Source organism: uncultured Sulfitobacter sp. (assembly GCF_947497275.1).
In the GTDB taxonomy this organism is placed as follows: domain Bacteria; phylum Pseudomonadota; class Alphaproteobacteria; order Rhodobacterales; family Rhodobacteraceae; genus Sulfitobacter.
The window spans coordinates 247,461-274,006 of sequence record NZ_CANMFS010000006.1; the positions used below are offsets into that span (position 1 = coordinate 247,461).

Sequence of the window (26,546 nt, forward strand, 5' to 3'; positions counted from 1 at the left end):
GTCGTGACCGATCGTGCCGGCGGCGCGGGAACGCGCCATCCGTCAGGCCGGGCGGCGGTGCGGTGAACGAAGCCGCGCAGGATGGATGCGGTATGTGGCTCGATCCTGCGCACCCGTATCAGACGACTTGCGCGCGCATGTCGGCGGCGTCGATACCCGCGACGGACACGGGTTTTTTCATGGCGTCACGGCGGAACGGCTCGCCCAGTTCCTGATTGATCATGGCCTCGATCAGCGTTGTTTTCCCGTGCTTCATCTGGTCCTCGATGGCAGTGTTCAACGCCTGCGTGAGTTCCTCCTGGGTGCGGGCAATGGCCCCTTGAAGGCCGCAGGCCTGCGCGATACCGGCATAGCTTACGTCATTATCCAGTTCGGTGCCAACGAAGTTGTCGTCGAACCAGAGCGTCGAGTTGCGCTTTTCCGCGCCCCACTGGTAATTGCGGAAAACGATCTGGGTGATCGCGGGCCATTCGCCGCGACCGATCGCGGTCAATTCGTTCACCGCGATGCCAAAGGCACCGTCGCCGGCAAAGCCCACGACCGGCATGTCGGGTTGGCCGATCTTCGCGCCGACGATGGCCGGAAGGCCGTAGCCGCAGGGGCCGAACAGGCCGGGTGCGAGGTATTTCCGGCCCGTGTCGAAGGATGGATAGGCGTTGCCGATGGCACAGTTGTTGCCGATGTCGGAGGAGATTATGGCGTCGTGCGGCAGCGCGGACTGGATCGCGCGCCATGCCATGCGCGGGCTCATCCACTCGGGTTTGTCCTTGCGGGCACGTTCGTTCCAGTCGGTGCCGGGGTCGTCTTGTTCGTCGTTCATCGATGTCAGTTCTTGCGCCCAGGTTGATTTTGTTTGGGCGATCAGCGCCTTGCGGTCGTTGCGGTCGGTGTCACCGGCGGACCCCGACAATTGTTCGGTAATCGCGGTGGCGACCTTGGCCGCATCGCCGACGATGCCGACGGTCACTTTCTTGGTCAGACCGATGCGGTCGGGGTTGATGTCGACCTGGATGATCTGCGCATCCGTTGGCCAATAGTCGATGCCGTAGCCGGGCAGCGTCGAGAACGGGTTGAGCCGGGTGCCGAGACACAAAACGACGTCGGCTTTGGATATCAGCTCCATCCCCGCCTTGGACCCGTTGTAGCCCAGCGGCCCGGCAAAAAGCGGATGCCCGCCGGGGAAGGCATCGTTGTGCTGGTACCCGACGCAGACCGGCGCATCGAGCCGTTCCGCAAGCACCCTGGACGCGTCGATGCCGCCCTGCGCCAGCACCACGCCGGCACCGTTGAGGATGACCGGAAACTTTGCGTTCGACAGCATTTCGGCGGCGGCGGCAATCGCTTTCTCGCCGCCGCGCGGGCGTTCGAATTCGACGGTTTCGGGAATCTCGATGTCGATCACCTGTGTCCAGAAGTCGCGCGGCACGTTGATTTGCGCCGGTGCCGAGGTGCGTCTGGCTTGCATGATCACGCGGTTCAACGTCTCGGCAATGCGCGAGGGGTCGCGGACCTCTTCCTGATAAGCGACACAATCGGCGAACAGATTCATCTGCTCCATCTCCTGAAATCCGCCCTGACCGATGGTCTTGTTCGCGGCCTGTGGCGTGACGAGCAACAGCGGCGTGTGGTTCCAGTAGGCGGTTTTCACGGCGGTGACGAAATTGGTGATGCCGGGGCCGTTCTGTGCGATCATCATCGACATCTTGCCGGTGGCGCGGGTATAGCCATCGGCCATCATCCCGGCGGATCCCTCGTGGGCGCAATCCCAGAACGTGATGCCTGCCTTGGGAAAGATATCCGAAATCGGCATCATCGCAGACCCGATGATCCCGAACGCGTGCTGGATGCCGTGGCGCTGCAGCGTTTTTACAAAAGCTTCTTCGGTTGTCATCTTCATGGCGCGCGATCCTTGATGGTGGAAAACTCGAATCCTGTCCTGCGACAGTCTAGTCGGACCCGCGCGGCAGGGTTAGGACCAGATTTTACGCCGGAATATGTCCAGCGCCGGTCATGAGATCGATCTCCTGTGCGACTTCGCTCAGCCCGTCCGCGATCCGGCTGACAGGGATTGAGGAATAGCCGAGGCGGTAGAAATTATGCGGTCGTTCAGCGCCTCCGAAGAACGAGCCGCCCGGCTCGATGAGGACGCCGCGCGACTGCAGGCGGCGGGCGAGATCCTGTGTGTCGACATCATCGGGCGCGCGCATCCAGAAAGAGGAGCCGCCGTGCGCGCCCTGTCCGGCGATCTGCAAACCGAAGCGCGCGATGCTCTTCTCCATCATGCTGCACCGTTCATGCAGTGCGCTGCCGGTGCGCCGGATCAGCGCATCGTAGTGCCCCAGCGACAGAAAGTAGGCCGTTGTACGCTGGATATGGCCGGGAGGGTGGCGCAGCACCGACGCGCGCAGCGCGCGGGCCTCGCGGATGAATGGCTCCGACCCGACGAGGTAGCCCAGGCGCAGGCCGGGGAACAGTGACTTGGAAAAGCTGCCGACATAGATCACCCGCCCATCGGTATCGAGCGATTTGAGTGCCGGGGAGGGTGCGCGCAGGAAAGACGTTTCGAATTCATAGTCATCCTCGACGATCAGCGCGTCGATCTCGCGCGCGCGGTTCAGCAAGGCGCGGCGGCGCGCCATCGGCATGGTGGCGTTGGTCGGGCATTGGTGGCTGGGTGTGGTGAAAATAACGTCTGTGTCGGGTGGGATCGCCTCGGGCGGAATCCCGTCACGGTCCACGCGCACGGGTGTCACATGGCAGCGGGACTGGGTCAGGATGTCGCGCAGTGCCGGATAGCAGGGATCCTCCAGTGCGGCGCGGCGCCGCTGGGTCAGCAGGACCTGTGCCGTGAGCCAAAGCGCATTCTGCGCGCCGAGCGTGATGAGGATCTGTTCGGGGGCTGCGGTTATTCCGCGCCGGGGCAGGGTGTGACGGGCGATGAATTCGATCAGGTTGGGGTCGTCCTGATCGTAGTAGTCGGTTGTCATCGCTGTGAAATCCCGCTGGCCCAGCGCCTGCAGGGCACACAAGCGCCAGTTTGCGTGATCGAAGAGCGATTGATCGGCCTGCCCGTAGACAAACGGATAGCGGTAGTGCGCCCAGTCCTGCGGTTTGCGCGGAGTTTCGCCACCGCTGAACCGCTGGCCGATCGCGCGCGACCAATCGACCGCATCCGCGCTGTCGGGACGCGCGGCAAAAGCCGGCGTCTGGGGCGCATTCTGCGAAACGAAATATCCCGACCGCCCGCGCGAGGTAAGATAGTCATTGGCAAGCAGCTCGGTGTAGGCAATCGTCACGGTGATGCGACTGACGCCGAGATGTCGTGCCAGCTTGCGTGTCGAGGGCAGCTTCTCTGCGCGCTGAAAGCGGCCCGACAGAATGCCCTGAGCGATCATCTGCTGGATCTGCGATTGCAGGGTGCCTTGCGCGTCTGGCTGAAGGAAAAATGTTTCTACGGGTAAGGCCATGCGCGGGACGATACACTGGACCTATCGCAAAGCCAATCTGGACGTAGATGCCGATGAAATGGCGGTAGTCGGCTCTGCCGTCGGGTTGGCAAAAAAAAGGCCCTGCGGATGAACGCAGGGCCGTCTTTCGGTGGGTCGTTCAGTCAGCTTCAGGGGCAGGCTGCTGTGTAACGCTGGCCCTGCGGGTTCTGGTACACACACTGGCCGCTTTGCGTGCGGCCGATGTAGTTGCCTGCCGCAGCACCTGCGGCACCACCGATCAACGCGCCAACAACTTTGTCGTCATCGCCGGATACGGCGGCACCCGTTGCGGCGCCCAATGCGGCACCGGTCAGTGCAGATTGACCGGGGGTGTCACATGCGGCCACCAGTCCGGCGAACGGCAAAATCATGATAAGCTTTTTCATTAATAGTCTCCTGTGTCTCTGCGCAGAACACCCAATTCCGGGAAAAGGTTCCAGCAATATTTACATTTAACCGACAACGAAGCGGATTTGTGCCGTTCGTTGCGGCGATTTCCGGCGGCAAGACGCCGATCGCAACTTTGGTCCCGGCGCCTTGGATGGGCCAGAACGAGGGGCCGACCGGACCCGTCAGCCGAAAACGCGGCCCATCGCGCCATCGACGGCGGTGATGATCTGGTTGACGTCATCCTTCGTCATGATGAGGGAGGGAGAGAAGCACAGGGTGTTGTTCTTGCCCGGCAGCGACCGGTTGGTCGCGCCGATCATGACGCCCTGTTGCATGCAGTCGCCTACGACGGCCTGTATGAGGCGTTCGGTGACCGGCACTTTCGTGTCACGGTCTTCGACCAGTTCGGCACCCAGGAACAGACCCTTGCCGCGCACCTGTCCGATGACGCTGTATTTGTCCTGCAGCTCCAGCAGCTTGTCCGTCATGTACACGCCCATATCGAGGGTGTTTTGCAGCAGGTTTTCGCGTTCGATGATCCTCATGTTCTCTATCGCGGCGGCGGGACCGGCGGTGCAGCCGCCGAACGTCGAGATGTCACGGAAATAGTTCAGCGGATCGCTGGCGTCATCCTTGAACATGTCAAACACCGCTTCGGTGGTCACAAGGCAGGCGATGGCGGCGTAGCCGGATGCGACGCCCTTGGCCATCGTGACCATGTCGGGCTTGATGCCGTAGTGCTGATAGCCGAACCAAGTACCGGTACGGCCAAGGCCACAGACGACTTCGTCGATGTGCAGCAGGATATCGTACTGGTCGCAGATCTCGCGGATACGCTCCCAATAGCCATCGGGCGGCGTGATGACACCGCCGCCGGCGGTCACCGGTTCGAGGCACAGACTGCCCACGGTTTCGGGTCCTTCGGCGAGGATGATCCGCTCGATCTCGTTGGCCGCCCAGACGCCGTAGTTCTCGTCAGGCGCGCCGTCCTGTTCATGCTTGCGGTACTCCAGGCAATGCGGCACCCGCACGAAGCCGTCGGTGAACGGGCCGTATTGCGCGTTACGCTCGTCCTGTCCGCCTGCGGAGAGGCAGGCGATGGTGGTGCCGTGATAATCGCGGTCGCGGTAGAGGATCTTGTGCTTTTTGCCGCCGAAACGTTTATGGGCGATCTGGCGGACCATCTTGAAGCCTTTTTCGTTGGCTTCCGTTCCCGAATTGCAGAGATAGACGCGGCTCAGGCCCGGCATCTTGTCGATCAGCATCTCCGAGAACATCGCGCCGGGGATCGAGCCCGCGGACCCCGCGGAATAGTTCAGCTTGATCAGCTGGTCGCGTACCGCATTGGCAATCGATTCGCGTCCGTAGCCGACGTTCACCGTCCATACGCCGCCCGACACCGCATCGAGATACTCCGTGCCGTTCTGGTCCCAGATGCGCATTCCCTTGCCTTCGACGATGATGCGCGGATCCGTTGTTTCATAGGGTTTATGCTGGCTCAGATGGTGCCAGACGTGGGCGCGATCGGCCTCGACGATGCGGGAGATGTCATTTTCGTTGAATGTACCGTCCATGAGTGCGACCTTTCGATTGGGCTGGCAACGGGGGAAATCGGCGCGTACGTACTTGCGTCAATACCATACCAGACAGGAGAATTCCCGAATAACATAGGTCCAGAGCGCGTGGATGAGTAAGGCCACATCTGCCCCCGCCCTGTCTGACGCGGTTTTCTTTGCGCCGCCGGACGACAGCGGACAGCGGGATTCCGCGGCGGATGGACCCGGCGCGCAGCCACGCATGAACTGGACTCACCCGGGGCCGCAAACTGGTTATTTGTTTTAGGTGGGCAGCGGTCAGAGTGGCGCAGACTTGGGAGTGGGGGAGCGTGTGCGTATTTCTTAGGCGCGCCCGAGAACGGCAGAGAGGGTCGGTGCGCGTGCCAAATCCCTATTTTGAAAAAGGAAACAGAGGGATGTGGCCGCATTCAAAGCCGGGTACCAATCGAAATTAAGTTGCAAGTGCCCGGACCATCACTAGGATGATGACGTCAGTTGCGGTATCTGCACCACGTTCCTGCGCTTTGGCAAAAGCCCTGCCGGAAAAGCGGGGAAAAAAAATGAAACTGGGAGAAATGAACATGATGAAGAAAACAGTGAGCGCATGTGTCGCCGGTGCCGTGATGTCCATCACGGGTGCTGCCGCGTTTGCCGAAAGCCACGGCGAAATCACCGTCGCTTATTTTCTCGAATGGCCGATGCCGTTCCAATACGCCAAGGAGACGGGCGCCTACGAAGAGGCGCTTGGGAAGACGGTCAATTGGGTCAGCTTTGACAGCGGCGTGGCGATGTCCGCCGCCATGGCGTCGGGTGATGTGCAGATCGCGATCAGCCAGGGTGTGCCGCCCTTTGTGGTCGCCACGTCGGGCGGGCAGGACATCCAGATGGTCGATGTCGCCGTCTCCTACTCCGAGAACGACAACTGCGTTGTTTCTTCAAATCTCGAAATCGACAAGGACTCCGCTTCGGAACTGGCGGGCAAGAAGGTGGCGGTGCCGCTGGGTACGGCTGCGCATTACAACTTTCTCAAGCAGATGGATCACTTTGGCGTAGATGTGGCCAGCATGTCCGTTGTTGACATGGCGCCTGCCGAAGGTGCAGCCGCGCTGAGCCAGGGTGCGGTCGACATGGCCTGTGGCTGGGGCGGCGCGCTGCGTCGCATGAAGGAATCGGGGAATATCCTGCTGACCGGTGCGGAGAAGGAAGAGCTGGGCATTCTGGTGTTCGATGTGACATCCGCGCCTGCGTCCTACATCGCCGAAAACGGTGAAGAGCTGGCGACGTTCCTCAAGGTGACGGCGGATGCCAACGCGATGTGGAACGCCGGTGGCGCGGATGCTGAAAAAATGCTGCCGGTGATCGCCAAGGATGCCGGCATGGACGAAGCTGCGACAGCCGAGACGCTGGCCAACTTTGCGTTCCCGTCCGTCGAAGAGCAGCTGAGCGCGAAATGGTTCGGTGGCGGCAGCCAGACCTTCATGGGCGGTGTGGCTGAGGTCTTCCTTGACAGCGGGTCCATCGACAAGGCGCTCGACGATTATTCCGGCACCGTGAACACCGGTCCGCTGGCAGCCGCGAAAGACATGTAAGATCAAGCGACCCGGTCCGGCGCATGTGGTGTGCGCCGGACCTTTTGCAGACGAGGCGGGGCCAACCCTGCCCGACAGGTCCGGGATTACGGACCAGAAAGCGGGGACATGTCAGGACTTTCCATCAAGAATCTATCCATGCGTTTCGATTTGCCGAACGGGGGGGCCGTGCAGGCGTTGCAGGACGTTTCGATCGATCTCAAGGCGGGGGAGTTGCTGAGTATTCTGGGGCCTTCGGGCTGTGGCAAGACCACCCTTCTGAACATTGTCGCGGGCTTTCTGGCTCCGACCGAAGGCGAGATGACGTTGAACGGGCACACGATCAAAGGGCCCGATGCCGAACGCGGCATGGTGTTCCAGCAAGGTGCCTTGTTCGAATGGATGAGCGTGCGCGAGAACGTAGGATTCGGCCCCTCGATGAAGGGAATGGCGAAGAACGACAAGGCGGAGATCGTCAATCATCTGCTTGATGTCGTGGGGCTTCAGGATTTCAAGGAAAAGGCGGTGTACGAATTGTCGGGCGGGATGCAGCAGCGGGTGGCGCTGGCGCGTTGTCTGGCCAACGATCCCGATGTGATCCTGATGGACGAGCCTCTGGGCGCGCTGGATGCGCTGACCCGCGAAAAGATGCAGTCGCTGGTGCTCAAGCTGTGGAAAGAAACCGGCAAGACGATTATCCTGATCACTCACTCCGTCGAAGAGGCGCTGTTGTTGGGGGAGCGGTTGATCGTGATGGCACCGCGTCCGGGGCGGATCCACACCGAATACCGGCTGCCGTTCGCCGAAGCCGGCGTGGGTGCGGATCTGCGCGAGGTCAAGAAGCATCCGGAATTCGCTCCGAAACGCGAGGAGATTCTGTCGATGATCTGGGACATGGAAGAAGAGATCATGGGTCGCTCGGAGGCGAGCGCATGACCGGCCTGATCCTGCTGGCGGTCTACATCGGCATTTTCGCCGGCGGTTATTTCGTTCTGGCGAAGCTTTTCGGCGGCATCGGGTCGCGGGACTATACCTCGCTCAAGACGGTGACGTTCGGAGACGAGAGTGCCGTGCGTCCCAACCGGGCGGCAGGCATCCTGTCGATCCTGACGCTGTTTCTTCTGTGGGGGATGTTCACCGGATCATCGCTTTTGCCGGGTTTTTTGCACGCACCGGGGCCGTTCGAGGGGCAGACATCCTTTGAATATACCGTGCAGGCAGGCAATGAGCGCGATACGGCCACGGTCGAGGTTCTGGTGCACAACCGGGAAACCAATCCCGACGAAATCGTCGTCGCGCCCGGTGATGGTTTTGCCAAGAACGACAGCATTACCGTGGCGCAGTACCGCAGCAAGCTGGTGCTGTTCGACCGAAACGATGAGATAAAGCGCGCCGACGGTGCGAAAGTCATCGAGATCGACGGTAAGAAGGTCGCGCCCGGCGACCGGGTGCGCATAACCGGCGGCGCGGTCACGATCTCGGACAAGGGCACGCCCAATTTTGAACCGGACAATGGCTTGCAGATGGAGCCGCTTTATCTGCCCGCGCCCGAAGAGGTCGTGTCGCGCACGTTCAAGGTGTTGGACGAAGGGTTTCGGGGCACATCGCTGCTGGGGCATTTGTCCTGGTCGCTGTTTCGGGTCATCGCAGGGTTCCTGTGCGGCGCGATCGTGGGGATCCCGCTGGGTTACGCGATGGGGCTGAGCAACTGGTTCCGGGGCTGGTTCGATCCCATCGTCGAATTCATGCGTCCGGTACCGCCGCTGGCGCTGATCCCGCTGGTGATCATCTGGGCCGGTATCGGCGAGGTCGGCAAGATCATCCTGCTGTTCCTGGCGGCGCTGTGGATCATGGCGATTGCGGCGCGATCGGGTGTGTCAGGCGTCAGCATCTCGAAGGTGCATGCAGCCTATTCTCTGGGCGCGAGCAAGTGGCAGATCATGCGGTATGTGATCATTCCGAACTCGCTGCCGGAGATATTTACCGGAGCGCGGGTAGCGATGGGTGTCTGTTGGGGGACGGTCGTCGCGGCCGAGCTTGTCGCGGCGGAAAAGGGGGCGGGCATGATGATCATGGTCGCATCGAAGTTCCAGAATACCGACATCGTTATCCTGGGGATCATCCTGATCGGGATCATCGGGTTCGGCATCGATATGCTGATGCGTGCGGCGGAACGGTTCATGGTGCCTTGGAAAGGTCGCTCTTGAAGAGGCGTTAGGATCGGGAGACGAAAAAGGCCGGAGCGTGTGCTCCGGCCTTTTTTGATCTTGCGCGCGGTTACTTGTCGCGTTTGGGGCGGGCGGGTTTGCCGGAGGGCTTGCCCGACTTTCCGGGTGGTGTGAACCTTTTGGACGTGTCTCCCGCGCGGTTATAACCACCTTCGGACGCCGGTTTTTCGCCGCGTTTGGGTGCTGCATCCTTGGCCGGCTTTTTCCAGACCGCTTTCGCGCCGGATTTTGCCGCCGGCTTGCCACCGGGTTTTCCGGCACCGTCGCGCGGCTTGTCCCAGACCGGTTTCGCCTTTGGCTTGCCCGGTGATTTGGCGCGGGGGGCGTCGCCCGGTTTCATCGGGCTGCGCTCGGTCTTGTGTGATTTCGGTGGACGCGTGGCGTCGCGCTTGCCCTTCGCGGGGGCGGCCGGGCGCGGCTTGTGCTCGGCGGCGGGGGCGTCGTCGCGCGGGGGGCGCGGCTTGTACGCCGGTTTTGCGCCATCCGGGTCATAGGCGGGCTTGGACTTGTACGCCGGTTTCGGGCCGCGCTCCGCGCGCTCGGGCTTGGGGCCGCCGCGCGGGCCTTTCGGACCGAAATCGGGCACGCCGTCTAAGCGGGTCAGCGTGACACCTTCCTCGGCGGTCATGTCTGCACCCAAGGCGTTCAACAGGCGCGGTACGGCGCTTTCCGATACTTCGACGTAGGAGTGACGCGGCTGCACACGGATCGCGCCGATGTCGTCACGGGTCATGTCGGCAACGCGGCACAGCATCGGCAGCAGGGTGCGCGGCTCTGCCCCGTCGTTGCGCCCGGTGGAGACGGTGAACCAGACCGATGGGCCGAATTCCTGGCGCGGGCGGTCGTCCTTGCCGTCTGCCGTGGCCGACAGTTCCTCGGGGGCCGATGCGCGGGCGCGGTGCAGATTGACGAAAGCGGTGGCAAGCTGCACGGGGCTGTAGCGTTCTGCCAGCGTCGCCACGAATTCGGCGGCATCTTCGGGCGCGGGAGTGCTCCATGCGGCGTCCGACAGCAGGCGTTCCTCGTCGGCGGCATTGACTTCGGCGGCGGAGGGGGGTGATGCCCATTCAGCCTGCAACTTGGCCCAGCCCAACAGGCGACTGGCCTTTGATTTCATCTTGGGCGGTACGATCAGCGCGGAGACGCCCTTGCGCCCGGCGCGGCCCGTCCGGCCCGAACGGTGCAGCAGCGTGTCGGCATTGGTGGGCAGATCGGCGTGGATCACCAGTTCGAGGTTGGGCAGGTCGATGCCGCGCGCGGCCACATCCGTTGCCACGCAGACCCGCGCACGCCCGTCGCGCAGCGATTGCAGCGCGTTGGTGCGTTCGGATTGCGTCAATTCGCCCGACAGCGCCACGACCGAGAAGTTGCGGTTCGTCAGCCGTGTGGTCAGCCGCGCCACGGCGGCGCGGGTGTTGCAGAAGACGATCGCATTCTTGGCCTCGTAGAACCGCAGGATGTTGAGGATCGCGTTCTCGGTGTCGCGTGGATGGACCGTCAGCGCACGGTATTCGATGTCCGCGTGTTGTTTGGTGTCAGACACCACCGAGACGCGCTGCGCATCGCGCTGATAGCTCTGCGCCAGTTTGGCGATAGCGGCGGGCACGGTGGCCGAGAACATCAGGGTGCGGCGGCTTTCGGGCGATTCGCCAAGGATGAATTCGAGATCCTCGCGAAAGCCCAGATCCAGCATCTCGTCCGCTTCGTCCAGCACCACGGCACGCAGATCGCTCAGGTCGATGTTGTTGCGTTTGATGTGGTCGCACAGGCGGCCGGGCGTGGCCACGACAACGTGCGCGCCACGGTCCAGCGCGCGGCGTTCGGTACGGGTGTCCATGCCGCCGACGCAGGTGGTGACGACCGCGCCCGCCTTGCCGTAAAGCCATGTCAGCTCACGACTTACCTGCATCGCCAGTTCGCGCGTGGGCGCGATGACCAGCGCCAGGGGGGCTGCGGCGGGGCCGAATGTTGTCCGCTCGCCCAGCAGGGTGGGGGCGATGGCGAGCCCGAAGGCGACCGTCTTGCCCGAACCGGTCTGGGCGGAGACCAGCAAGTCCGCACCGTCGAGCGCCGGTTCGGTCACGGCCTCCTGAACGGGTGTCATGGTGTCGTAGCCTTGGTCGGCCAGCGCGTCTGCAATCGTTTGAATCAAGGGGTGTTCCTGAACGGAGTATGAGGGATTTCGCCTGCCCCTACTCGGTCACGGGGCCTTTGTACACGGATGATTTCGCTGATGCCGCGTTGCGGCGCGTATATGTTGCGTGAAAAGGGGGCTGTCAAAAAGGGGGTTTTCATATAGAACAAAAGTGGAACATATGGAGGGATGCATGCAAGACGATTCTTCTCTGGGTCAGGTGATTTCGCTGGGCCACAAGCGCGCGGTGAGCGATGTACCGACCCCTGCGGCGGGGCAGGCGGTGCTCAAGGATGCGCTGTCGGCGGGGGGTTTCGACGCGGCGGTGACGGCATTCGTGCTGGCGTGCCTGCCGCGCAGCAAGGCGCCGGTGCTGTGGGTGCAGGACCGCGCCTCGCGGCAGGAAAACGGGCGGTTGTACGGTGCGGCGCTGAAGGGGGTGACGCTTTTGCGGGTAGAGGTCAGCCATCCGCGCGATGTGCTGTGGGCGATGGAGGAAGGGGCGGCCTGTGCCGGCTTGTCCGCCGTGGTGGGCGAGGTGCACGGCGCGCCGCCGGTGCTGGATTTCACGGCGACCAAGCGGCTGGCGATGCGGGCGGAGGCAACGGGTCTGCCGGTCTGGCTGATCCGGTCGGGGGCTGCCGAGGGGCTGAGCGCGGCGCGCGAACGCTGGCGGATCGGATCGCTGCCTTCGGAGACGCATCCCTACAACGCGCAGGCGCCGGGCGCGCCGCGCTGGGAGGCGGAGCTGTTTCGCGCGCGCGGACGCACGCCGGGCACATGGGTGTGTACCCATGAGCCGGACGCCCGCACCCCCGCGGATCGTCTCCGCTTTCTTCCCCGAACTGGCGATGGACCGCTGGCGGCGGATCACGGCGCAACAGCGGACGTTGCCGGATGAGGCGGTACCGGTGGTGCTGTCGCATGACGGTAGTCATGGGCCGGTGGTTCACGCGGTGAGCGACGCGGCGCGGGCGTTGGGTATCCGGGAGGGCGCGCGGGTAGTGGATGTGCAGGCGATCCACCCGGATCTGCATGTGGAGCGTGCCGATCCCGAGGGCGACCGCGCGCTGTTGAAGCGGTTGGCGCTTTGGGCCCGGCGCTGGTGTCCGTGGACGGTGGCGGAGGCCGACGGCATCGTGCTGGACGTGAGCGGGGCGGCGCATCTGTTTGGCGGCGAGGCGCAGATGCTGCGCGACATCAATGCGCGCTTCGTCATGCAGGGGCTGCGCGTGCGGCTGGGACTGGCGCCCACGCGCGGGGCGGCGCAGATGCTGGCGCGCTACGGAGCGCAGGGGGCGATCTGCGGGGCCGATGATCTGGGCGCTGCGCTGGCGCCTTTGCCGGTGACGGCGCTGCGGCTGCCGGCGGATACCGTGCGACTGCTCGACCGGTTGGGGCTGAAGACGATCGGCGCGCTGGAGGCGGTGCCGCGCACCGGATTGATGCGCCGGTTTGCGGGCACGGCGGAGGCGGTCAATCCGCTGGTGTTGCTGGACCGTGCGATGGGGCGCAGCGCCGATCCGCTGGATGCGCCGGCGGATGCGCAGATCTGGATCGCGCGGGCGCGGATGGCCGAGCCGGTGCTCGATCCGGTGCCGTGGCTCGACGGGTTGGCCGAGGATCTGTGCGCGCAGCTGGCGGCGGCTGAGCGGGGCGCGCGGCGGCTGCGGCTGACCGTGTACCGTGTGGACGGCGAATGGCGCGCGCGTGCGGTGGCGACGGCAAGCCCGAGCCGCGACGCGGCGCATCTGGTGCGGCTGGTGACGGGCAAGGTGGAGGGGATTGATCCGGGATTCGGGTTTGATCTGATGACTCTGGAGGCGCTGCGGGTGGAACCGCTGAGCCTGCACCAGGGCCGGTTGGACGGGACGCGCGATGGGCGCGCGGATGTGGCGGCGTTGCTGGACCGGCTGACGGCAAAGCTGGGACCGGAGAAAATCAGTTGGCCCACGTGGGTTCAGAGTCACAAGCCCGAGCGGGTAGAAGGGCGCGTGCCCGCGCTGGCGGGACAGATCGAGCCGCCGCCGCAGGTGCTGCGGGAGCGGCCCTTGCGTCTGTTCGACCCGCCCGAGGAGGTGGCGGTGCTGTATGCGGTGCCAGAGGGGCCGCCGGCGCGGTTTCGCTGGCGGCGCGTGGCGTTTGTCATGGCGCGGTTCGAGGGGCCGGAGCGGATCGCGCCCGAATGGTGGCGCGACCGGCCGGGGACGCGGCTGCGCGATTACTACCGGGTCGAGGTGACGGACGGGCGGCGGTTCTGGATTTTTCGCGAGGGGATATTGGGGGACCGGCGCGGCGGTGCGCCACGCTGGTTCGTGCAGGGGGTGTTCGGGTGACGCACGACGTGCGCGCTGGTGCGCGACACCCCGCCCGCCATCCCGCAGGGCGCCCGGGGGACATGTTGTAAGACGGTAAGGGCTGCCACCTCATGCCACAGCAGGAAGGACACAAGCGCCGCACGCTGGATGCGGAGGATCCGTTCCAGCGGAACGCGCCCGGCCCCTATGTGGAGCTGGGATTGGCGACGTGTTTCTCGTTTCTGCGGGCGGCGTCGGATGCTGTCGATCTCACGGTGACGGCGAACATGCTGGGCTATCACGCCATCGGTGTGGCCGATCACAACACGTTGGCCGGTGTGGTGCGGATGCACACGGAAGCGAAGACGGCGCATGTGCATCCGGTCATCGGGGTGCGGCTGGAATTGCTGTGCGGGGCGCAGTTTCTTGCCTATCCGCGCGACCGGGCGGCCTATGCGCGGCTCAGCACGTTGTTGTCGAAGGGCAAGATGGCGGATGTGGACGGCGGCTGGCAAGCCAAGGGCGAGACACACCTGACGCTGGAGATGCTCGCGGCGCACAGTGAGGGTGTGGCGCTGATCGTGATGCCGCCCGCGCATCTGGACGTGTTCGAGGCGGGGCTGGAGCGGCTGGTGCGTGCGCTGCCGACGCTGCGCCATGTCGCAGCCGCGTATCTGTATGTGGGCGACGACGTGGCGCGGATCAACCGGTTGGACGCCATGGCACGGCGGCACGGGCTGGGCCTGCTTGCGACCAACGACGTGCTGTATCACTCGCCTGCGCGCCGTCCCTTGCAGGATGTGATGACCTGCATCCGGCATGGCAGGACGATCGACACCGCCGGCTTCCTGCTGGAAGCCAACGCGGAGCGGCATTTGAAGCCGCCCGAAGAGATGTGCCGGCTGTTCGCCGCCTGGCCGCATGCGATCCATGCCACCCGTGAGGTGGCGGATGCCTGTGCTTTTTCGCTGGAGGATCTGAAATACGAATACCCCCATGAGATCGTGCCGCAGGGGCGCAGCCCGATGGAGGAGTTGGAACGGTTGACCTGGGAAGGTGCCGCGTGGCGCTATCCGCAGGGCGTGAGCGACCGGATCAGGACGGTTATCGAGAAGGAATTCGACCTGATCCGCTCCAAGAAGATCGCGCGCTATTTCCTGACCATCAACGATATTGTGCGGTTCGCGCGCGAAGAGGCCAGCCCGCCCATCCTGTGTCAGGGGCGTGGATCGGCGGCCAATTCCGCCGTGTGTTTCTGCCTTGGTATCACAGCGGTTGACCCTGAAGAGCACGACGTCCTGTTCGAGCGGTTTCTGAGCGAGGAGCGCGACGAGCCGCCCGACATCGATGTCGATTTCGAGCACGAGCGGCGCGAGGAGGTGATCCAGTACATGTACGCGAAATACGGGCGTGCGCGGGCGGGCCTGTGTGCGACCGTGATCCATTACCGGCCCCGCTCGGCGATCCGCGAGGTGGGCAAGGCAATGGGGTTGTCCGAAGACGTGACCTCGAAACTCGCCTCTACGGTCTGGGGCAGTTTCGAGGGCCGGATGGGGGACGAACGGGTCAGGGACGCAGGCATGGACCTGTCGGACCCCTATCTGCGCCGGGTTATCGCGCTGGCGCGGCAGATGACGGGAATGCCGCGCCACCTGTCGCAGCATGTGGGCGGTTTCATCCTGACGGAGCGGCCCCTGACGGAGGTGGTACCCATCGGCAACGGGGCGATGCCGGAGCGCAGTTTCATCGAGTGGGACAAGGACGACATCGACGCACTGGGCATCTTCAAGGTGGATATTCTGGCGTTGGGGATGCTGACCTGCATTGCGAAATGCTTTGATCTTCTGGCCGCGCATCATGGGGTGGATCACGATCTGGCAAGCATTCCTGCGGATGATCCCGACACCTACGACATGCTGTGCGCAGGCGACAGTCTGGGGGTGTTTCAGGTAGAGAGCCGCGCGCAGATGGCGATGCTGCCCAAGCTGCGACCGCGCCGGTTCTATGATCTGGTGATCGAGGTAGCCATCGTGCGGCCCGGCCCCATTCAGGGCGACATGGTACATCCCTATCTGCGCCGCCGTCAGGGGATCGAGGGGGTGAGCTATCCCGCGCCGGGGCCGGCGTATCCGCAGGACGAACTGCTGCGCATCCTGGGGCGGACGCTGGGCGTGCCGATCTTTCAGGAACAGGCGATGAAGATCGCCATCGACGCGGCCAAATTCTCGCCCAGGGAGGCCAATGAGCTGCGCAAGGCGATGGCCACCTTCCGCTCGCGCGGGACGATCGAACTGTTGCAGCAGAAGATGGTAGGGCGGATGACCGACCGGGGCTATGATCCGGTGTTCGCGCAACGCTGTTTCGACCAGATCAAGGGGTTCGGCGAATACGGCTTTCCCGAGAGCCATGCGGCGAGCTTTGCCAAGCTGGTCTATGTGTCGTCGTGGATGAAGTGCCATTACCCGGCGGCGTTTGCCTGCGCATTGCTCAACAGCCAGCCGATGGGATTTTATGCCCCCGCCCAGATCGTGCGCGACGCGCGCGAACATGAGGTGGAGGTGCGCGGGGTGGATGTGAATTACTCCGACTGGGACTGCACGCTTGAGCCCTGTGCCGGTGGTTTCGCGCTGCGTCTGGGACTGCGTCAGATCGACGGGATGCGGCAGGATGCGGCGTTGCGCATCATGGCAGGGCGCGATGCGCCGTTTGTCGATGTGGGCGATCTCAAGGCGCGGGCACAGCTGGATCGCGGCACCATCGGCAAGCTGGCGGCGGCGGATGCGTTCCGGTCTGTGGGCATCGACCGGCGGCAGGCACTGTGGCAGGCGCAGGGATTGCGCGACGCACCGGCACTTGCGCTTTTCGATCATGTCGAGGCGGCGGGGGAGGGCGCGGAGCCGGAGGTGACGTTGCCTGCGATGGCACAGGCCGAACATGTGGTGGCCGATTACCAGACGCTGCGCCTGTCGCTGAAGGCGCATCCGATGCGGTTCTTCCGCGCCTCGCTGCGCAAGCAGGGGTTCGCGGCGTCCGAGAACCTGATCCACATGGCGCATGGAGCGCGGGTGTCTTTGGCGGGGCTGGTGTTGGTGCGGCAAAAGCCGGGCAGCGCCAAGGGTGTGTGTTTCATCACGCTGGAGGACGAGGGCGGGGTGGCCAATCTGGTGATCTGGCCGAAGTTGTTCGAGCACTATCGCGCGCTGATCATGACGGCGCGGCTGCTGGTCGTACACGGACGGGTGCAGACGGACGGGCGGGTGATCCATGTGGTTGCCGACCGGCTGGAGGACCGGACGGACCGGCTTGATACGCTGGCGGATGAACGGGTACCCGCGACCAACGTACGCGGCGATCATCCGACCCATCCCATCGCGCATCAGGTCCGCGGCGGGCGCAAGCATCCCCGCGATGTGCGGGTGATCCCGAAATCACGCGATTTTCACTGACGGATTGCTGGGCTAAGGTGATCGCAACGACAGAAAGGCACAGCCATGACCAACCCGCTTTACGATACGATATTCGCCCCGCACGCAGGCAAGCAGACGCCGTTTCTGTATCTGCCGGACGGCAGCGTCATCACGCACGACAGCTTTGTCCGGCGTGCGGCGCAGCTGGCGCATGCGTTGGCGGGGTATGGTGTGGGCACGGGCGACAGGATCGCCGTGCAGGTAGAGAAATGCCCTGACATGCTGGCGCTTTATGCGGCCTGCGCGCAGGCAGGGATAATATTTTTGCCGCTGAATACGGCTTACACCGGCGCCGAGTTAGCGTATTTCGTCGAGGATAGTGGTGCAAAGCTGCTGATCGGTGATCCGGCGCGCGGCGCGGAGTTGCAAGGTGTTGCGGATAAGGCGGGTGCCGCGTTTGCCACGCTGGACGCGCGGGGCGGCACCTTGAGCGACGCGGCGGATGGGCAGGCGGACACCTACGAGACGGTCGCGCGCAGCGGTGACGATCTGGCCGCCTTTCTCTATACGTCCGGCACGACGGGCCGTTCCAAGGGCGCGATGCTGAGCCAGAACAATCTGATTTCAAACGCGAAGACACTGACGGATCTGTGGCGGTTCACGTCGGATGACGTACTTTTGCACGCGCTGCCGATCTTTCACACGCATGGGTTGTTCGTCGCGACGAATGTGATGTTGGTCGCGGGGGGCGCGATGGCGTTTTTGCCCAAGCTCGACATCGATCAGCTGATCGACTGGATGCCACGTGCGACTGCGATGATGGGGGTCCCGACGTTCTATACCCGGTTGCTCGACGACGCCCGGTTCGACCGTGCTCTGACGCAAGACATGCGGCTGTTCATTTCCGGCTCGGCGCCGCTATTGTCCGATACACATGTCGCGTTCGAGGCACGCACGGGCCACCGGATACTGGAACGCTACGGGATGACCGAAACGAACATGAACACCTCGAACCCGTATGACGGCTACCGGCGTGCCGGTACGGTGGGCCTGCCGCTGCCGGATGTCGCGTTGAAAGTATGCGACGCGGATGGCACCGAGTTGCCCCGCGGGGAAACCGGCGTCGTAGAGGTGCGGGGGCCGAATGTGTTTCAGGGATATTGGAACATGCCGGAGAAGACCGCCGAAGAGCTGCGCGGTGACGGGTTTTTCATCACCGGCGATCTGGGGGTACAGGATGCGGATGGCTATGTAACCATCGTCGGACGGGGTAAGGATCTGATTATCTCGGGCGGCTACAACATCTACCCCAAGGAACTCGAACTGGTCCTCGATACACAGCCCGGCGTGCTGGAGAGTGCTGTCATTGGCGTGCCGCACCCCGATCTGGGCGAGATGCCCCTGGCGGTGCTGGTGCCGGAGGGGGGCGCGCAGATCGACATTGAGGCGATCGGGCGCGCCGTGGCGGATGATCTTGCACGGTTCAAGCAGCCGCGCCGCTACGAGATCCGCGAGAGCCTGCCGCGCAACACGATGGGCAAGGTGCAAAAGGCGGCATTGCGCAGTGAGTACGGCGCATGATCGATCCGCGCGCCCAGGAGTTTCTGACATCGCTGTTCGACGCGGCGGTCACGGCAGCGGACGCGCGCGCGGCGCTGGCGGCGCATCTGCCCGCGCGGCCCAGGGGACGCACCATCGTCGTGGGCGCGGGCAAGGGGGCAGCGCAATTGGCGGCGGCATTCGAAGACCTGTGGGAGACGCCGGTCGAAGGCGTCGTGGTGACGCGCTATGGCTATGCTTGCCCGACGCGGTACATCCGGGTGATGGAGGCCGCGCACCCCGTCCCCGATGCAGCAGGGGAGGCTGCGACAACGGCGCTGTTCAATGCGGTGACGGGGCTGACGGCGGATGATCTGGTAGTGGCGCTGGTATGTGGCGGCGGATCGGCGTTGCTGCCTTCGCCGCCCGACGGGCTGACGCTTGCGGACGAACAGGCGCTCAACGCGGCGCTGCTGGCGTCGGGCGCGCCGATTGGCGTGATGAACGCAATCCGCAAGCATGTGAGCGGAATCAAGGGCGGGCGCCTTGCCGCGGCGGCGCATCCGGCGCGGGTCGTGAGCCTTGTCGTGTCGGACGTGCCGGGCGACGATCCGGCGCAGGTCGCCTCGGGCCCGACCGTGCCCGATGCCGTGACGTTGGAGCAGGCCCGCGCGATGATCACGGCACGGGGCATTGTGCTGCCCCCGGCGGTGAGCGCCCATCTCGGTCAGGAGGCCGCGCGCGCGCCATCGCCGGACAATCCGGTTTTTGCGGGACATGAGGTGCGCGTCATCGCATCCGCACGGATGTCGTTAGCGGCCGCCGCGCGTGCCGCCGAAGCCGCAGGTGTGACCGCCGTGATTCTTTCCGACGCGATCGAGGGAGAAGCCGCCGTGATCGGCCAGATGCATGCGGCGATAGCCCGGCAAGTGGTCACGCATGCGCAGCCGTTCATCCCCCCGGTCGTCATCCTGTCGGGAGGCGAGACAACGGTGACCTTGCGCCACACAAACGGGCGGGGTGGCCGCAATACGGCTTTTTTGCTCGCGTTCGCCCAAGAGATCGACGGCACATCGGGGATCTGTGCGCTGGCGGCGGATACCGACGGGATCGATGGATCGCAGGATAATGCCGGGGCGTTCGCCGATGGTTCGACCGCAACGCAGATGCGCGTGGCGGGCGTCGACCCGGCAGAGGCGCTGCGCGCGCACGATGCGTGGGGCGCGTTCGCAGCGGCGGGCACGCTGTTCGCGCCCGGCCCCACGGGAACGAACGTCAACGATTTTCGGGCGATCTTGGTTGGCGAACCCCCTGCGCGATCCGGCACCGGACAAGCCGTCGTAGGTAAACAGGGTGTGAGACGTGCCGCAAGGTATCCCATTCAAACGAATGAATAAACTCTGGTGGTTTCAAACGCTGTTCTACCGCAGGTATCACGCAATTCCCTATTGTTTGCCAGTACGGCAGCGACCGTTCGCGGTAAGATCGACGAAAAGGGACCGGCCCGCAGACCAGCTTTTCACTCAGGGTACAAACCGACATCCTCGACGGCCGCTGGGACAACGCCGAAGTCGAGGTGAGGCAGGTGAATTGGGCCGAAACGGGTCAGCGCGTGCTGATGTGCCGGGACGCTAACGGCCAGATCCGGCGCGGGCGGCTCGCCTTCGTGGCCGAGGTGCGCTCGCTCGCACATGTGCTTGGCCAGACTGTGGGGCGGCGCACCGAGGTGCTGGGCCATGCGTAACGGACGGGGGTCGCAGTGCTGACGCTGCTTGGACCGCCAGTATGCCCCATCTCGAGCGGTGATGCTTTCACCATCCGCGCGGGGTGCGACAAACGCATCAAGACCTGCAGAGAGAAGTCCGTCAATACCGCCAGCTTCCGTGGGCTCCCACACATTCCGCGGCAAGGTGCGGTGCTGAGATACGCCACGAAGGATGGGGGCCACGAGGGGTCCGTACTGTAAGCGCCGATCCCGAGCGCGTCATCGCCATCGCGTGCTCCTCGCTCGGCACCCCGTATCACGACCAAGTCAGCCGCAGGGGCTTCGGCTGCGACTGCCTCGGCCTTGCGCGGGGCATATGGCGTGAGGTCGGGATCCTCACCGGCCCCGGCACCTTCTTTCAGGCCTATGAGCCGCTCGGCGTCATCGAGGAACCGCTCAGCCAATCCTGGCGGGGCGCATCGCCTTCGCTTTCCTGTTCCCGTAACGCTGGGACCCCGACATGACCACACCTGTTCGTGGAACATTACAATCACCAACGCTACCACGAGAGCCTGAGCAACGTTACGCCAGCCGACCTCTACTTCGGACGAGACAAAGCCATTCTACAGCAAAGGAAAAGGATCAAACGAAAGATACTCGAAACGCGGCGCTTGCATCACAGACAACGCGCCGTAAATCAAACCAACCAGATGAGCCAAACACTCTCTTGGTTTAGGCAGCCATTGGTTCTAAAAACCTTTGCGACGGATAGTCCGGTAGGACCAGTTTACATGAAGCCCAGCCAAGCAGCGTCGAAAAGATTTAGAAACCTTCAACAACCGATTTCATTTTGAACGGGGTTTGTGGTGGCGGGAAACCGGACAAGGGGGGCGTCGCTCCATAAAGGAGCGATTCTGAATGTCCGTAAGCGACAATCGATTCAGGCGTTTAAGCGAGCGCGACCAAATCGTTGTGATGCGAAACGCCGCGGATGTCGCGCCGCCGCAGGACAGGACGTGCCGTGGGTCCGATTGCCCTGGCGGCTTCCCCGGCATCACTGCTCAACAGGCAGGGCGCGAGTTGTCCCAGCTCCGTGAAGGCCTGTGACCCCAGCGCGCGCATCGCCTGCGGGCCTGGATAGAAACTCTCGGTATGCATTCCTTCTGCGATCAGCATCTCATGCCGCTCGCAAAGGACATGGAAATACTCAACTTGAGAGACCCCTCGGGCCACGCGTGCGCCTGCGCCGGGTATATCGGTCAAATACTTCGCCCGGAGAAAGTTATCGCCCACCGCGACGCAATGTTGCGGCGAAACCATAATATCGCGCACCAATCCGTGATGTCCTTGACGGATTCGGACTGGGCGCATGCTGGGCGAGGCTATCAGATCTTCAGCAGACACCTTTGTGCTGCCGACCCATTCGATCGGTCGACATCCGTTATCGGCGGTCGTCAGGAGGTCGCCGGGACGAAGCGCCTCAATGGCCGTATATCCACGTGGCGTCAGAAGACGTGTGCCGCGGGTAAAGCAGACCGCAAAGTCGCTGGATTGTCGATCAGCGTTCAGGCCACCGGATAAGAAGGGATCCAAAGTAAGAAGGTCCAGCGAAATCGACTGGATAGGCTTTGCCTCAAGCGCAGCCTGATCGGCATTGGCGGAGAATTCCGGCGCCAAGTACAGGTTTCCATTGGTGGCTTGAAAGACAACGGCCGTGATTGATCCAGTCGTGCCATCCGAGTAGGTCAGGGTCGCATTGTAAACGACCGATGCATCGAATGTTTGATCTGGCCCGCCATCGATGCGAAAGGTCTCCCCTCCCGCAACGGCAGCGTTGTTGGTATCGTATGCATTCGAGTTTCCTCCTGCGAAGCCGGTCGACCCCGGAGAAAACTGGGCGATGTTGTTGAGAAGTGGATTGCCGACGCTTCCGAACGTCGTACCTTGGAGTAACGGCGCATTTTCGACAACGTTGTTCCCTTCGATAGGATCAATACGAAGGCCACCAGTATTTCCCAAGAAGAAGACATTGAATGTCGTAGGCATGCGGACCTCCTGATCTCGATTCAATCTCGAGCTGTATGAAATAATGCGTTTAGAGGATGCCCCTCTTCGGACGCAGGTGGATCACTCAGCGGGGTGAAGCACCTTGCCCCGCGCGCGGATAGAATCTGCCGACCCGACTTCGGTTCCTTCGAGGTACAGGATATGGGGCGACGAAAATGATATCTGAAACAAAACTTCTTTTCGTTTTTCCGTCATTTCGACAAAGAGATCGTCCACAAGAGTTTTTGCTTCCACCAATGCGCGATCTGCCCCAAAGACCTCTCTTGCCCTCCAATTACGGACAAGCATCATCTGGTCGTGAGGCAGCATCAGTTCGGCGATCGGGCTCGTTTCATCCAAGGCTTGTGGCTGAAACTTGATGAAATGTGTTTCAACGATCTTTCGGTTGATCTCTGTAACACGTACCGTTCCAGCATCCCGGGTAATGACCCGCTCACCGATCTCAACGAACTCGACCGGGATCAATCCATCGCTGCAAAGCAGTCGCGTTCCAGCAATGAAGCCACCAGTTTTCTTTAACCTGTTCATTTCAGTTCTCCATTATTTGACCCTGCGGTCATCAGAATGCCCAAGTAAGAAGGTGGTACCACCCGAATGCGCCGAAGATGACTGAAGGCAATATCCACCAGCCGCACACGCGGCGGCTTTGACTGACAGTTTGGTTGGGGCGGTGCATCGAGACTTTGAATGCTGCCGATGGTGAACTGAGTGTCTTAGTCATCGCTTTCTCCAATCTGTATTTCGCATCAACTGCATGGGCGGAACTGGTTCGGAACTGGTACGGCTTCACTATCTGAGGTTCTCAACGGAACGCTGGAAGGAAACACATCTATAAGTTGATTGTAGTTCGAAGCGGGCCCTCAAATTACGTTAGGTAACATCATAAATTTTCTACCTATAAGTGCAACAAGTCCAGTGAAAACTGTTTGTTCCCAATGTTGAAACAATAGAAACACTAATTATAACAATTACTTATTCAGTAATATTTGCTTTATTCGTTGAACTGGGAGGAGCCCGATCATCAAAAGGACGATTCTATCTAAAGGGGAATCATCATGTCGAAAGAACTACCTGATGTCTGTTGAACCGGTTTATTTCTAGCTGCTGCAAGACTGGTTCAGCCCATGCTGGTCACTTTTAAAACAGTCTCAAAGTGCCGCGAGAGCTCGGACAAAACGGATCCGTTGTGACCGTACGCTTACGTTCGGTCTCTGCGGAAAAACGCCCGCCGTGAAGTCGATCAGAAAGAACTTGCTGGGCTGCCGGAATATCTCGATCAGGTGGCGACGAAAGCGGATCAGGCATGAGCAAGGATCTGTTCCAGCTACTCGCCAATGAGCTGTCCTTGATCCGCAAGGACATGGACCAACTCCAGCGCCCAGCGCCCAGCGTCGACAAGGACGAGGCGAAAACGCTGGATCAGATCATAACAACAGCAGTCTTGAAAATGGCGAAGGCGGCCGAGGATGCGACGAGGGAAATTCAGCAGGCCCCGGAAACGGACCGTGACCAGATGGCCCGCAGCGCCACACAAGCCGCTACAAGGGGCCTTGAGAGCGCCCTTGCCGGAATCCGGCAGATACAGGCAACGAATGCGCAAAGTTCTCACTAGGCCATCGGAGATCCCCATCGGGCGCTTGCCTTGACCGTTGCTTCTTGCGATCCGGGTCAGCCGAGGGCGACCGAATTGGCGAACGCGCAATCGAAGCGATCAAGCGGGTCATTGGACTTCACGCCCAAGGTCTTTGCCCTGTAAGGCAGCCATTCATAGACAGCGTGGCAGATTGGATGATTCGTCGTGGAAATACGAAAACTGCGCGGCATTCGCGCGGTGCTGCCTGCCTGGAACAAGGGCCGGATCGTTGGTCAGAAACGACCACTCAAGTCCAGGCACGGATAGACAATAAGGCGTCGACAAGAAACTTGCGAAGCGGCGGGTTGCCATCTTGCTTTTCAATCACGCATCACCCCACCTACGAGACCGAAGTAGGATGCTCTCCAACAAGCAGGACATGAATTGGCCTCTCGCTGGCCGCTCGGTATCCTATCGCCGACTCTACAAGGGCTGGAACCCAGAAGGTCTTGCAAGGTTATTCTCCTGCTAAGCCAGCAACGTTCCATCGCAATTAATAGGAGTTCGCAATGTTTCACCATTCCAGCAAGCTGCAATACAATGTCCGTGTTGATAAACCGGATCCTCAATTCGCGAAGTTTCTCCAGCAGGCAATCGGCGGGGTCGAGGGTGAGATCCGGGTGGCCATGCAATATTTCTTTCAGGCTATGGGGGCGCGCGGCGACGATAAGTATCGCGATATGCTCATGATGACTGCCACGGAAGAGCTTTCCCATATTGAATTCTTGGGCCATGCCGTCGCCCTCAATCTGGAAGGCGCACCTTTGACCGTACAAGAGGAGGCGGCGAAGGACCCTGTAGTCAATGCCATCATGGGCGGCGCTAACCCGCGTCATATCCTCTCTTCCGGCTTATCAGCCATGCCGGTAAACTCTAACGGTGTACCGTTCGACATGAGCCATGTTTATGCTACGGGCAATCTCGCTGCGGATATGATGGCAAATGTGACTGCGGAAAGCGGCGGTCGCGTTCTGGCATCGCGCCTTTACAATATGACTGAAGATACGGGGATGAAGGACATGCTGTCCTTCCTTATAGCCCGCGACACGATGCACCAGCAACAATGGCTTGCGGTGATTGAAGAGTTAGGCGGTTGGGAAGCAGCTTTGCCGATCCCTAATAGCACTCCGCAAGAGCACGAAGCTACGGAGCACTCCTACTATTTCCTCAACACATCGTTGGATGAACCCACACCTGAAGGCCGCTGGACCTCGGGTCCTTCGTTGGACGGCCGTAGCGAATTCTCAAAGCGCGACAAACCTGAGCCGCTGGGGCAAAAGCCCAGCCTGGGCAAAGCTCGACCGCACTCCGGCACCCAGACCGAACAACAGAAGTAACCGACAAAGGAGACCTATCATGCCAACCACTGTCGGAACCGAAAAAGCTGCTGGCGATCTTATCAAAAACCTCCTCATTCTGGAGCATGACGCCATCGCTGCCTATGACAGCACCATTGAACGGCTCGAAAGCGCAGAATATCGCCAGCAGATCGAGACCTTTCGGCACGACCATGAGGCCCATGTTCAGGAACTTGGCCGTATTGCCGATAGTCTGGGTATCGATAAGCCCATGGAGGGTGACATGAAGCAGTGGCTCACCACCGGGAAGGTAGCTTTAGCGGACCTCGCGGGGGACAACGCTATTTTGAAAGCGATGAAAACAAACGAAGACGATACCGTTGCAGCTTATCAGCAGGCACTCGACAACTCTCTCACAGATGCTGAGTTACGGCCCGTTATAGAAAAGGGCCTTGCTGATGAACGGCGTCACCGCGCTTGGATGGAAACGGCCCGGGGCTGAAGATAACTTTGGGGGGCGGCGCATTAATTGGGCCACCCCTTAAGGAACAGCGGGCACGATGATGAAACTGCCTGTTGGGTTAAACCACTTTAAAGAAAGAGCTCTCCATTTGCCGCCAGTATCTTGAGATATAATCAACCAATACAGCTCTCGCGTTCGGCGGAACCAATTGGAAGAAAAAGTAAGCCGTGAGATCGACCTCGCGTGCTAACCGCGCGGCTTACGAATAGGAGAAAACCATGAGTATGCAAGACAAACGAGTATCTTTGAAAGCTCCGGGGATAATACTAGGCATCGGTTTGGGCGGGTTCTTCGATGGCATTTTCCTCCATCAGATTTTCCAGCTTCACCATATGTTTAGCAGCCGCATTGCGGTTGAGAACCTGAGCGGGTTGGAAATGAACACCATTGGTGACGGGTTGTTCCATACCGTCACTTGGCTTTCGGTGTTGCTGGGGCTCTACCTTCTCTATTCCCGGATTGCTGATACACAGGGTCCGGTCTGGGGATCCAAGGTCCTATGGGGCTGGATTATTGCAGGCTGGGGCTGTTTCAACTTGGTCGAAGGACTGGTAGATCATCAGATCCTTGATTTACACCATGTGTATGCGGGGCCGAACCAACTGCTTTGGGATATGTTGTTTCTTGCTTCAGGCGTGATCCTTATTCTCGTCGGCTGGTTTGTCGCCCGCCAGGGTAAAAAGGACCCCGCTGCCTCCGGTAGAGTTTAAGCC

Annotated in this window: 21 protein-coding genes and 1 pseudogene; 15 read left to right on the forward strand and 7 right to left on the reverse strand. The window is 61.8% G+C overall.

Annotated features, from left to right (window positions below; translation table 11 throughout):
• Positions 1–118: 118 nt before the first annotated feature.
• The 4 genes from xsc to Q1A06_RS14305 form a co-directional block, all read right to left on the reverse strand.
• Complete coding sequence (gene xsc / locus Q1A06_RS14290) at positions 119–1,897, reverse strand: sulfoacetaldehyde acetyltransferase (protein ID WP_299564899.1); 1,779 nt, start codon at positions 1,895–1,897, stop codon at positions 119–121.
• Positions 1,898–1,982: 85 nt separating this feature from the next.
• Complete coding sequence (locus Q1A06_RS14295) at positions 1,983–3,467, reverse strand: PLP-dependent aminotransferase family protein (RefSeq protein WP_299564902.1); 1,485 nt, start codon at positions 3,465–3,467, stop codon at positions 1,983–1,985.
• Positions 3,468–3,616: 149 nt separating this feature from the next.
• On the reverse strand, positions 3,617–3,874 hold the full coding sequence (locus Q1A06_RS14300; RefSeq protein WP_299564905.1) for a glycine zipper 2TM domain-containing protein: 258 nt from the start codon (positions 3,872–3,874) through the stop codon (positions 3,617–3,619).
• Between the two features lie 186 nt (positions 3,875–4,060).
• The gene (locus tag Q1A06_RS14305; protein WP_299564908.1) at positions 4,061–5,452 is read right to left on the reverse strand and encodes an aminotransferase class III-fold pyridoxal phosphate-dependent enzyme; all 1,392 of its coding nucleotides are present in this window, start codon (positions 5,450–5,452) and stop codon (positions 4,061–4,063) included.
• A gap of 566 nt (positions 5,453–6,018) precedes the next feature.
• Between Q1A06_RS14305 and Q1A06_RS14310 the strand changes: the two genes are divergently transcribed.
• The 3 genes from Q1A06_RS14310 (at position 6,019) to Q1A06_RS14320 (ending at position 9,209) form a co-directional block, all read left to right on the forward strand.
• Positions 6,019–7,023: an ABC transporter substrate-binding protein gene (locus Q1A06_RS14310; RefSeq protein WP_299565020.1), complete on the forward strand. Its 1,005-nt coding sequence runs from the start codon at positions 6,019–6,021 to the stop codon at positions 7,021–7,023.
• Between the two features lie 108 nt (positions 7,024–7,131).
• Positions 7,132–7,938 (forward strand): ABC transporter ATP-binding protein, encoded by an 807-nt coding sequence (locus Q1A06_RS14315; RefSeq protein WP_299564911.1) that lies wholly within the window; start codon positions 7,132–7,134, stop codon positions 7,936–7,938.
• A gap of 5 nt (positions 7,939–7,943) precedes the next feature.
• Positions 7,944–9,209, forward strand: coding sequence for an ABC transporter permease subunit (locus tag Q1A06_RS14320; RefSeq protein ID WP_299565023.1), 1,266 nt, complete (start codon positions 7,944–7,946; stop codon positions 9,207–9,209).
• A gap of 70 nt (positions 9,210–9,279) precedes the next feature.
• Here Q1A06_RS14320 and Q1A06_RS14325 read toward each other — a convergent pair whose 3' ends face one another.
• The gene (locus Q1A06_RS14325; RefSeq protein ID WP_299564914.1) at positions 9,280–11,382 is read right to left on the reverse strand and encodes a DEAD/DEAH box helicase; all 2,103 of its coding nucleotides are present in this window, start codon (positions 11,380–11,382) and stop codon (positions 9,280–9,282) included.
• A 175-nt stretch (positions 11,383–11,557) separates the two neighbouring features.
• Here Q1A06_RS14325 and Q1A06_RS14330 point away from each other — a divergent pair, with 175 nt between their 5' ends.
• The 8 genes and pseudogenes from Q1A06_RS14330 to Q1A06_RS14365 form a co-directional block, all read left to right on the forward strand.
• Positions 11,558–12,265 (forward strand): hypothetical protein, encoded by a 708-nt coding sequence (locus Q1A06_RS14330; protein WP_299564917.1) that lies wholly within the window; start codon positions 11,558–11,560, stop codon positions 12,263–12,265.
• The gene (locus Q1A06_RS14335) at positions 12,159–13,700 is read left to right on the forward strand and encodes a DNA polymerase Y family protein (RefSeq protein ID WP_299564919.1); all 1,542 of its coding nucleotides are present in this window, start codon (positions 12,159–12,161) and stop codon (positions 13,698–13,700) included. The genes Q1A06_RS14330 and Q1A06_RS14335 overlap by 107 nt, the downstream gene beginning before the upstream one ends.
• 92 nt (positions 13,701–13,792) lie before the next feature.
• On the forward strand, positions 13,793–17,107 hold the full coding sequence (locus tag Q1A06_RS14340) for an error-prone DNA polymerase (RefSeq protein WP_299564922.1): 3,315 nt from the start codon (positions 13,793–13,795) through the stop codon (positions 17,105–17,107).
• Positions 17,108–17,152: 45 nt separating this feature from the next.
• Positions 17,153–18,649, forward strand: coding sequence for a malonyl-CoA synthase (locus Q1A06_RS14345; RefSeq protein WP_299564925.1), 1,497 nt, complete (start codon positions 17,153–17,155; stop codon positions 18,647–18,649).
• A complete protein-coding gene (locus Q1A06_RS14350; protein WP_299564928.1) occupies positions 18,646–20,004 on the forward strand; it encodes a glycerate kinase in 1,359 nt (452 codons plus the stop codon). The genes Q1A06_RS14345 and Q1A06_RS14350 overlap by 4 nt, the downstream gene beginning before the upstream one ends.
• Positions 20,005–20,147: 143 nt before the next feature.
• Positions 20,148–20,351 carry a DUF2163 domain-containing protein gene (locus Q1A06_RS14355; protein ID WP_299565026.1) on the forward strand — a complete coding sequence of 68 codons (204 nt, stop codon included), beginning with the start codon at positions 20,148–20,150 and terminating at the stop codon, positions 20,349–20,351.
• A 15-nt stretch (positions 20,352–20,366) separates the two neighbouring features.
• Complete coding sequence (locus Q1A06_RS14360) at positions 20,367–20,573, forward strand: phage BR0599 family protein (RefSeq protein ID WP_299564931.1); 207 nt, start codon at positions 20,367–20,369, stop codon at positions 20,571–20,573.
• Positions 20,574–20,845: 272 nt separating this feature from the next.
• Positions 20,846–21,004, forward strand: a pseudogene (locus Q1A06_RS14365) (IS3 family transposase); the annotation flags it as partial.
• Positions 21,005–21,260: 256 nt separating this feature from the next.
• Here the strand turns inward: Q1A06_RS14365 and Q1A06_RS14370 are convergent.
• Together Q1A06_RS14370 and Q1A06_RS14375 are read right to left on the reverse strand one after the other, a co-directional pair.
• Positions 21,261–22,358 carry a Hint domain-containing protein gene (locus Q1A06_RS14370; protein WP_299564934.1) on the reverse strand — a complete coding sequence of 366 codons (1,098 nt, stop codon included), beginning with the start codon at positions 22,356–22,358 and terminating at the stop codon, positions 21,261–21,263.
• Positions 22,359–22,439: 81 nt separating this feature from the next.
• On the reverse strand, positions 22,440–22,907 hold the full coding sequence (locus tag Q1A06_RS14375) for a Hint domain-containing protein (protein ID WP_299564937.1): 468 nt from the start codon (positions 22,905–22,907) through the stop codon (positions 22,440–22,442).
• Between the two features lie 775 nt (positions 22,908–23,682).
• On the opposite strand from Q1A06_RS14375, the gene Q1A06_RS14380 reads away from it, so the two are divergent.
• From Q1A06_RS14380 to Q1A06_RS14395, 4 genes are all read left to right on the forward strand, one after another.
• Positions 23,683–23,991 carry a hypothetical protein gene (locus tag Q1A06_RS14380; protein WP_299564940.1) on the forward strand — a complete coding sequence of 103 codons (309 nt, stop codon included), beginning with the start codon at positions 23,683–23,685 and terminating at the stop codon, positions 23,989–23,991.
• Positions 23,992–24,521: 530 nt separating this feature from the next.
• Positions 24,522–25,349 carry a manganese catalase family protein gene (locus Q1A06_RS14385; RefSeq protein ID WP_299564943.1) on the forward strand — a complete coding sequence of 276 codons (828 nt, stop codon included), beginning with the start codon at positions 24,522–24,524 and terminating at the stop codon, positions 25,347–25,349.
• Between the two features lie 19 nt (positions 25,350–25,368).
• Positions 25,369–25,812, forward strand: a complete 444-nt coding sequence (locus Q1A06_RS14390) for a ferritin-like domain-containing protein (RefSeq protein WP_299564946.1) — start codon at positions 25,369–25,371, stop codon at positions 25,810–25,812.
• Positions 25,813–26,051: 239 nt separating this feature from the next.
• Positions 26,052–26,543, forward strand: coding sequence for a DUF2243 domain-containing protein (locus tag Q1A06_RS14395; RefSeq protein ID WP_299564949.1), 492 nt, complete (start codon positions 26,052–26,054; stop codon positions 26,541–26,543).
• The last annotated feature ends 3 nt before the right edge of the window (positions 26,544–26,546 follow it).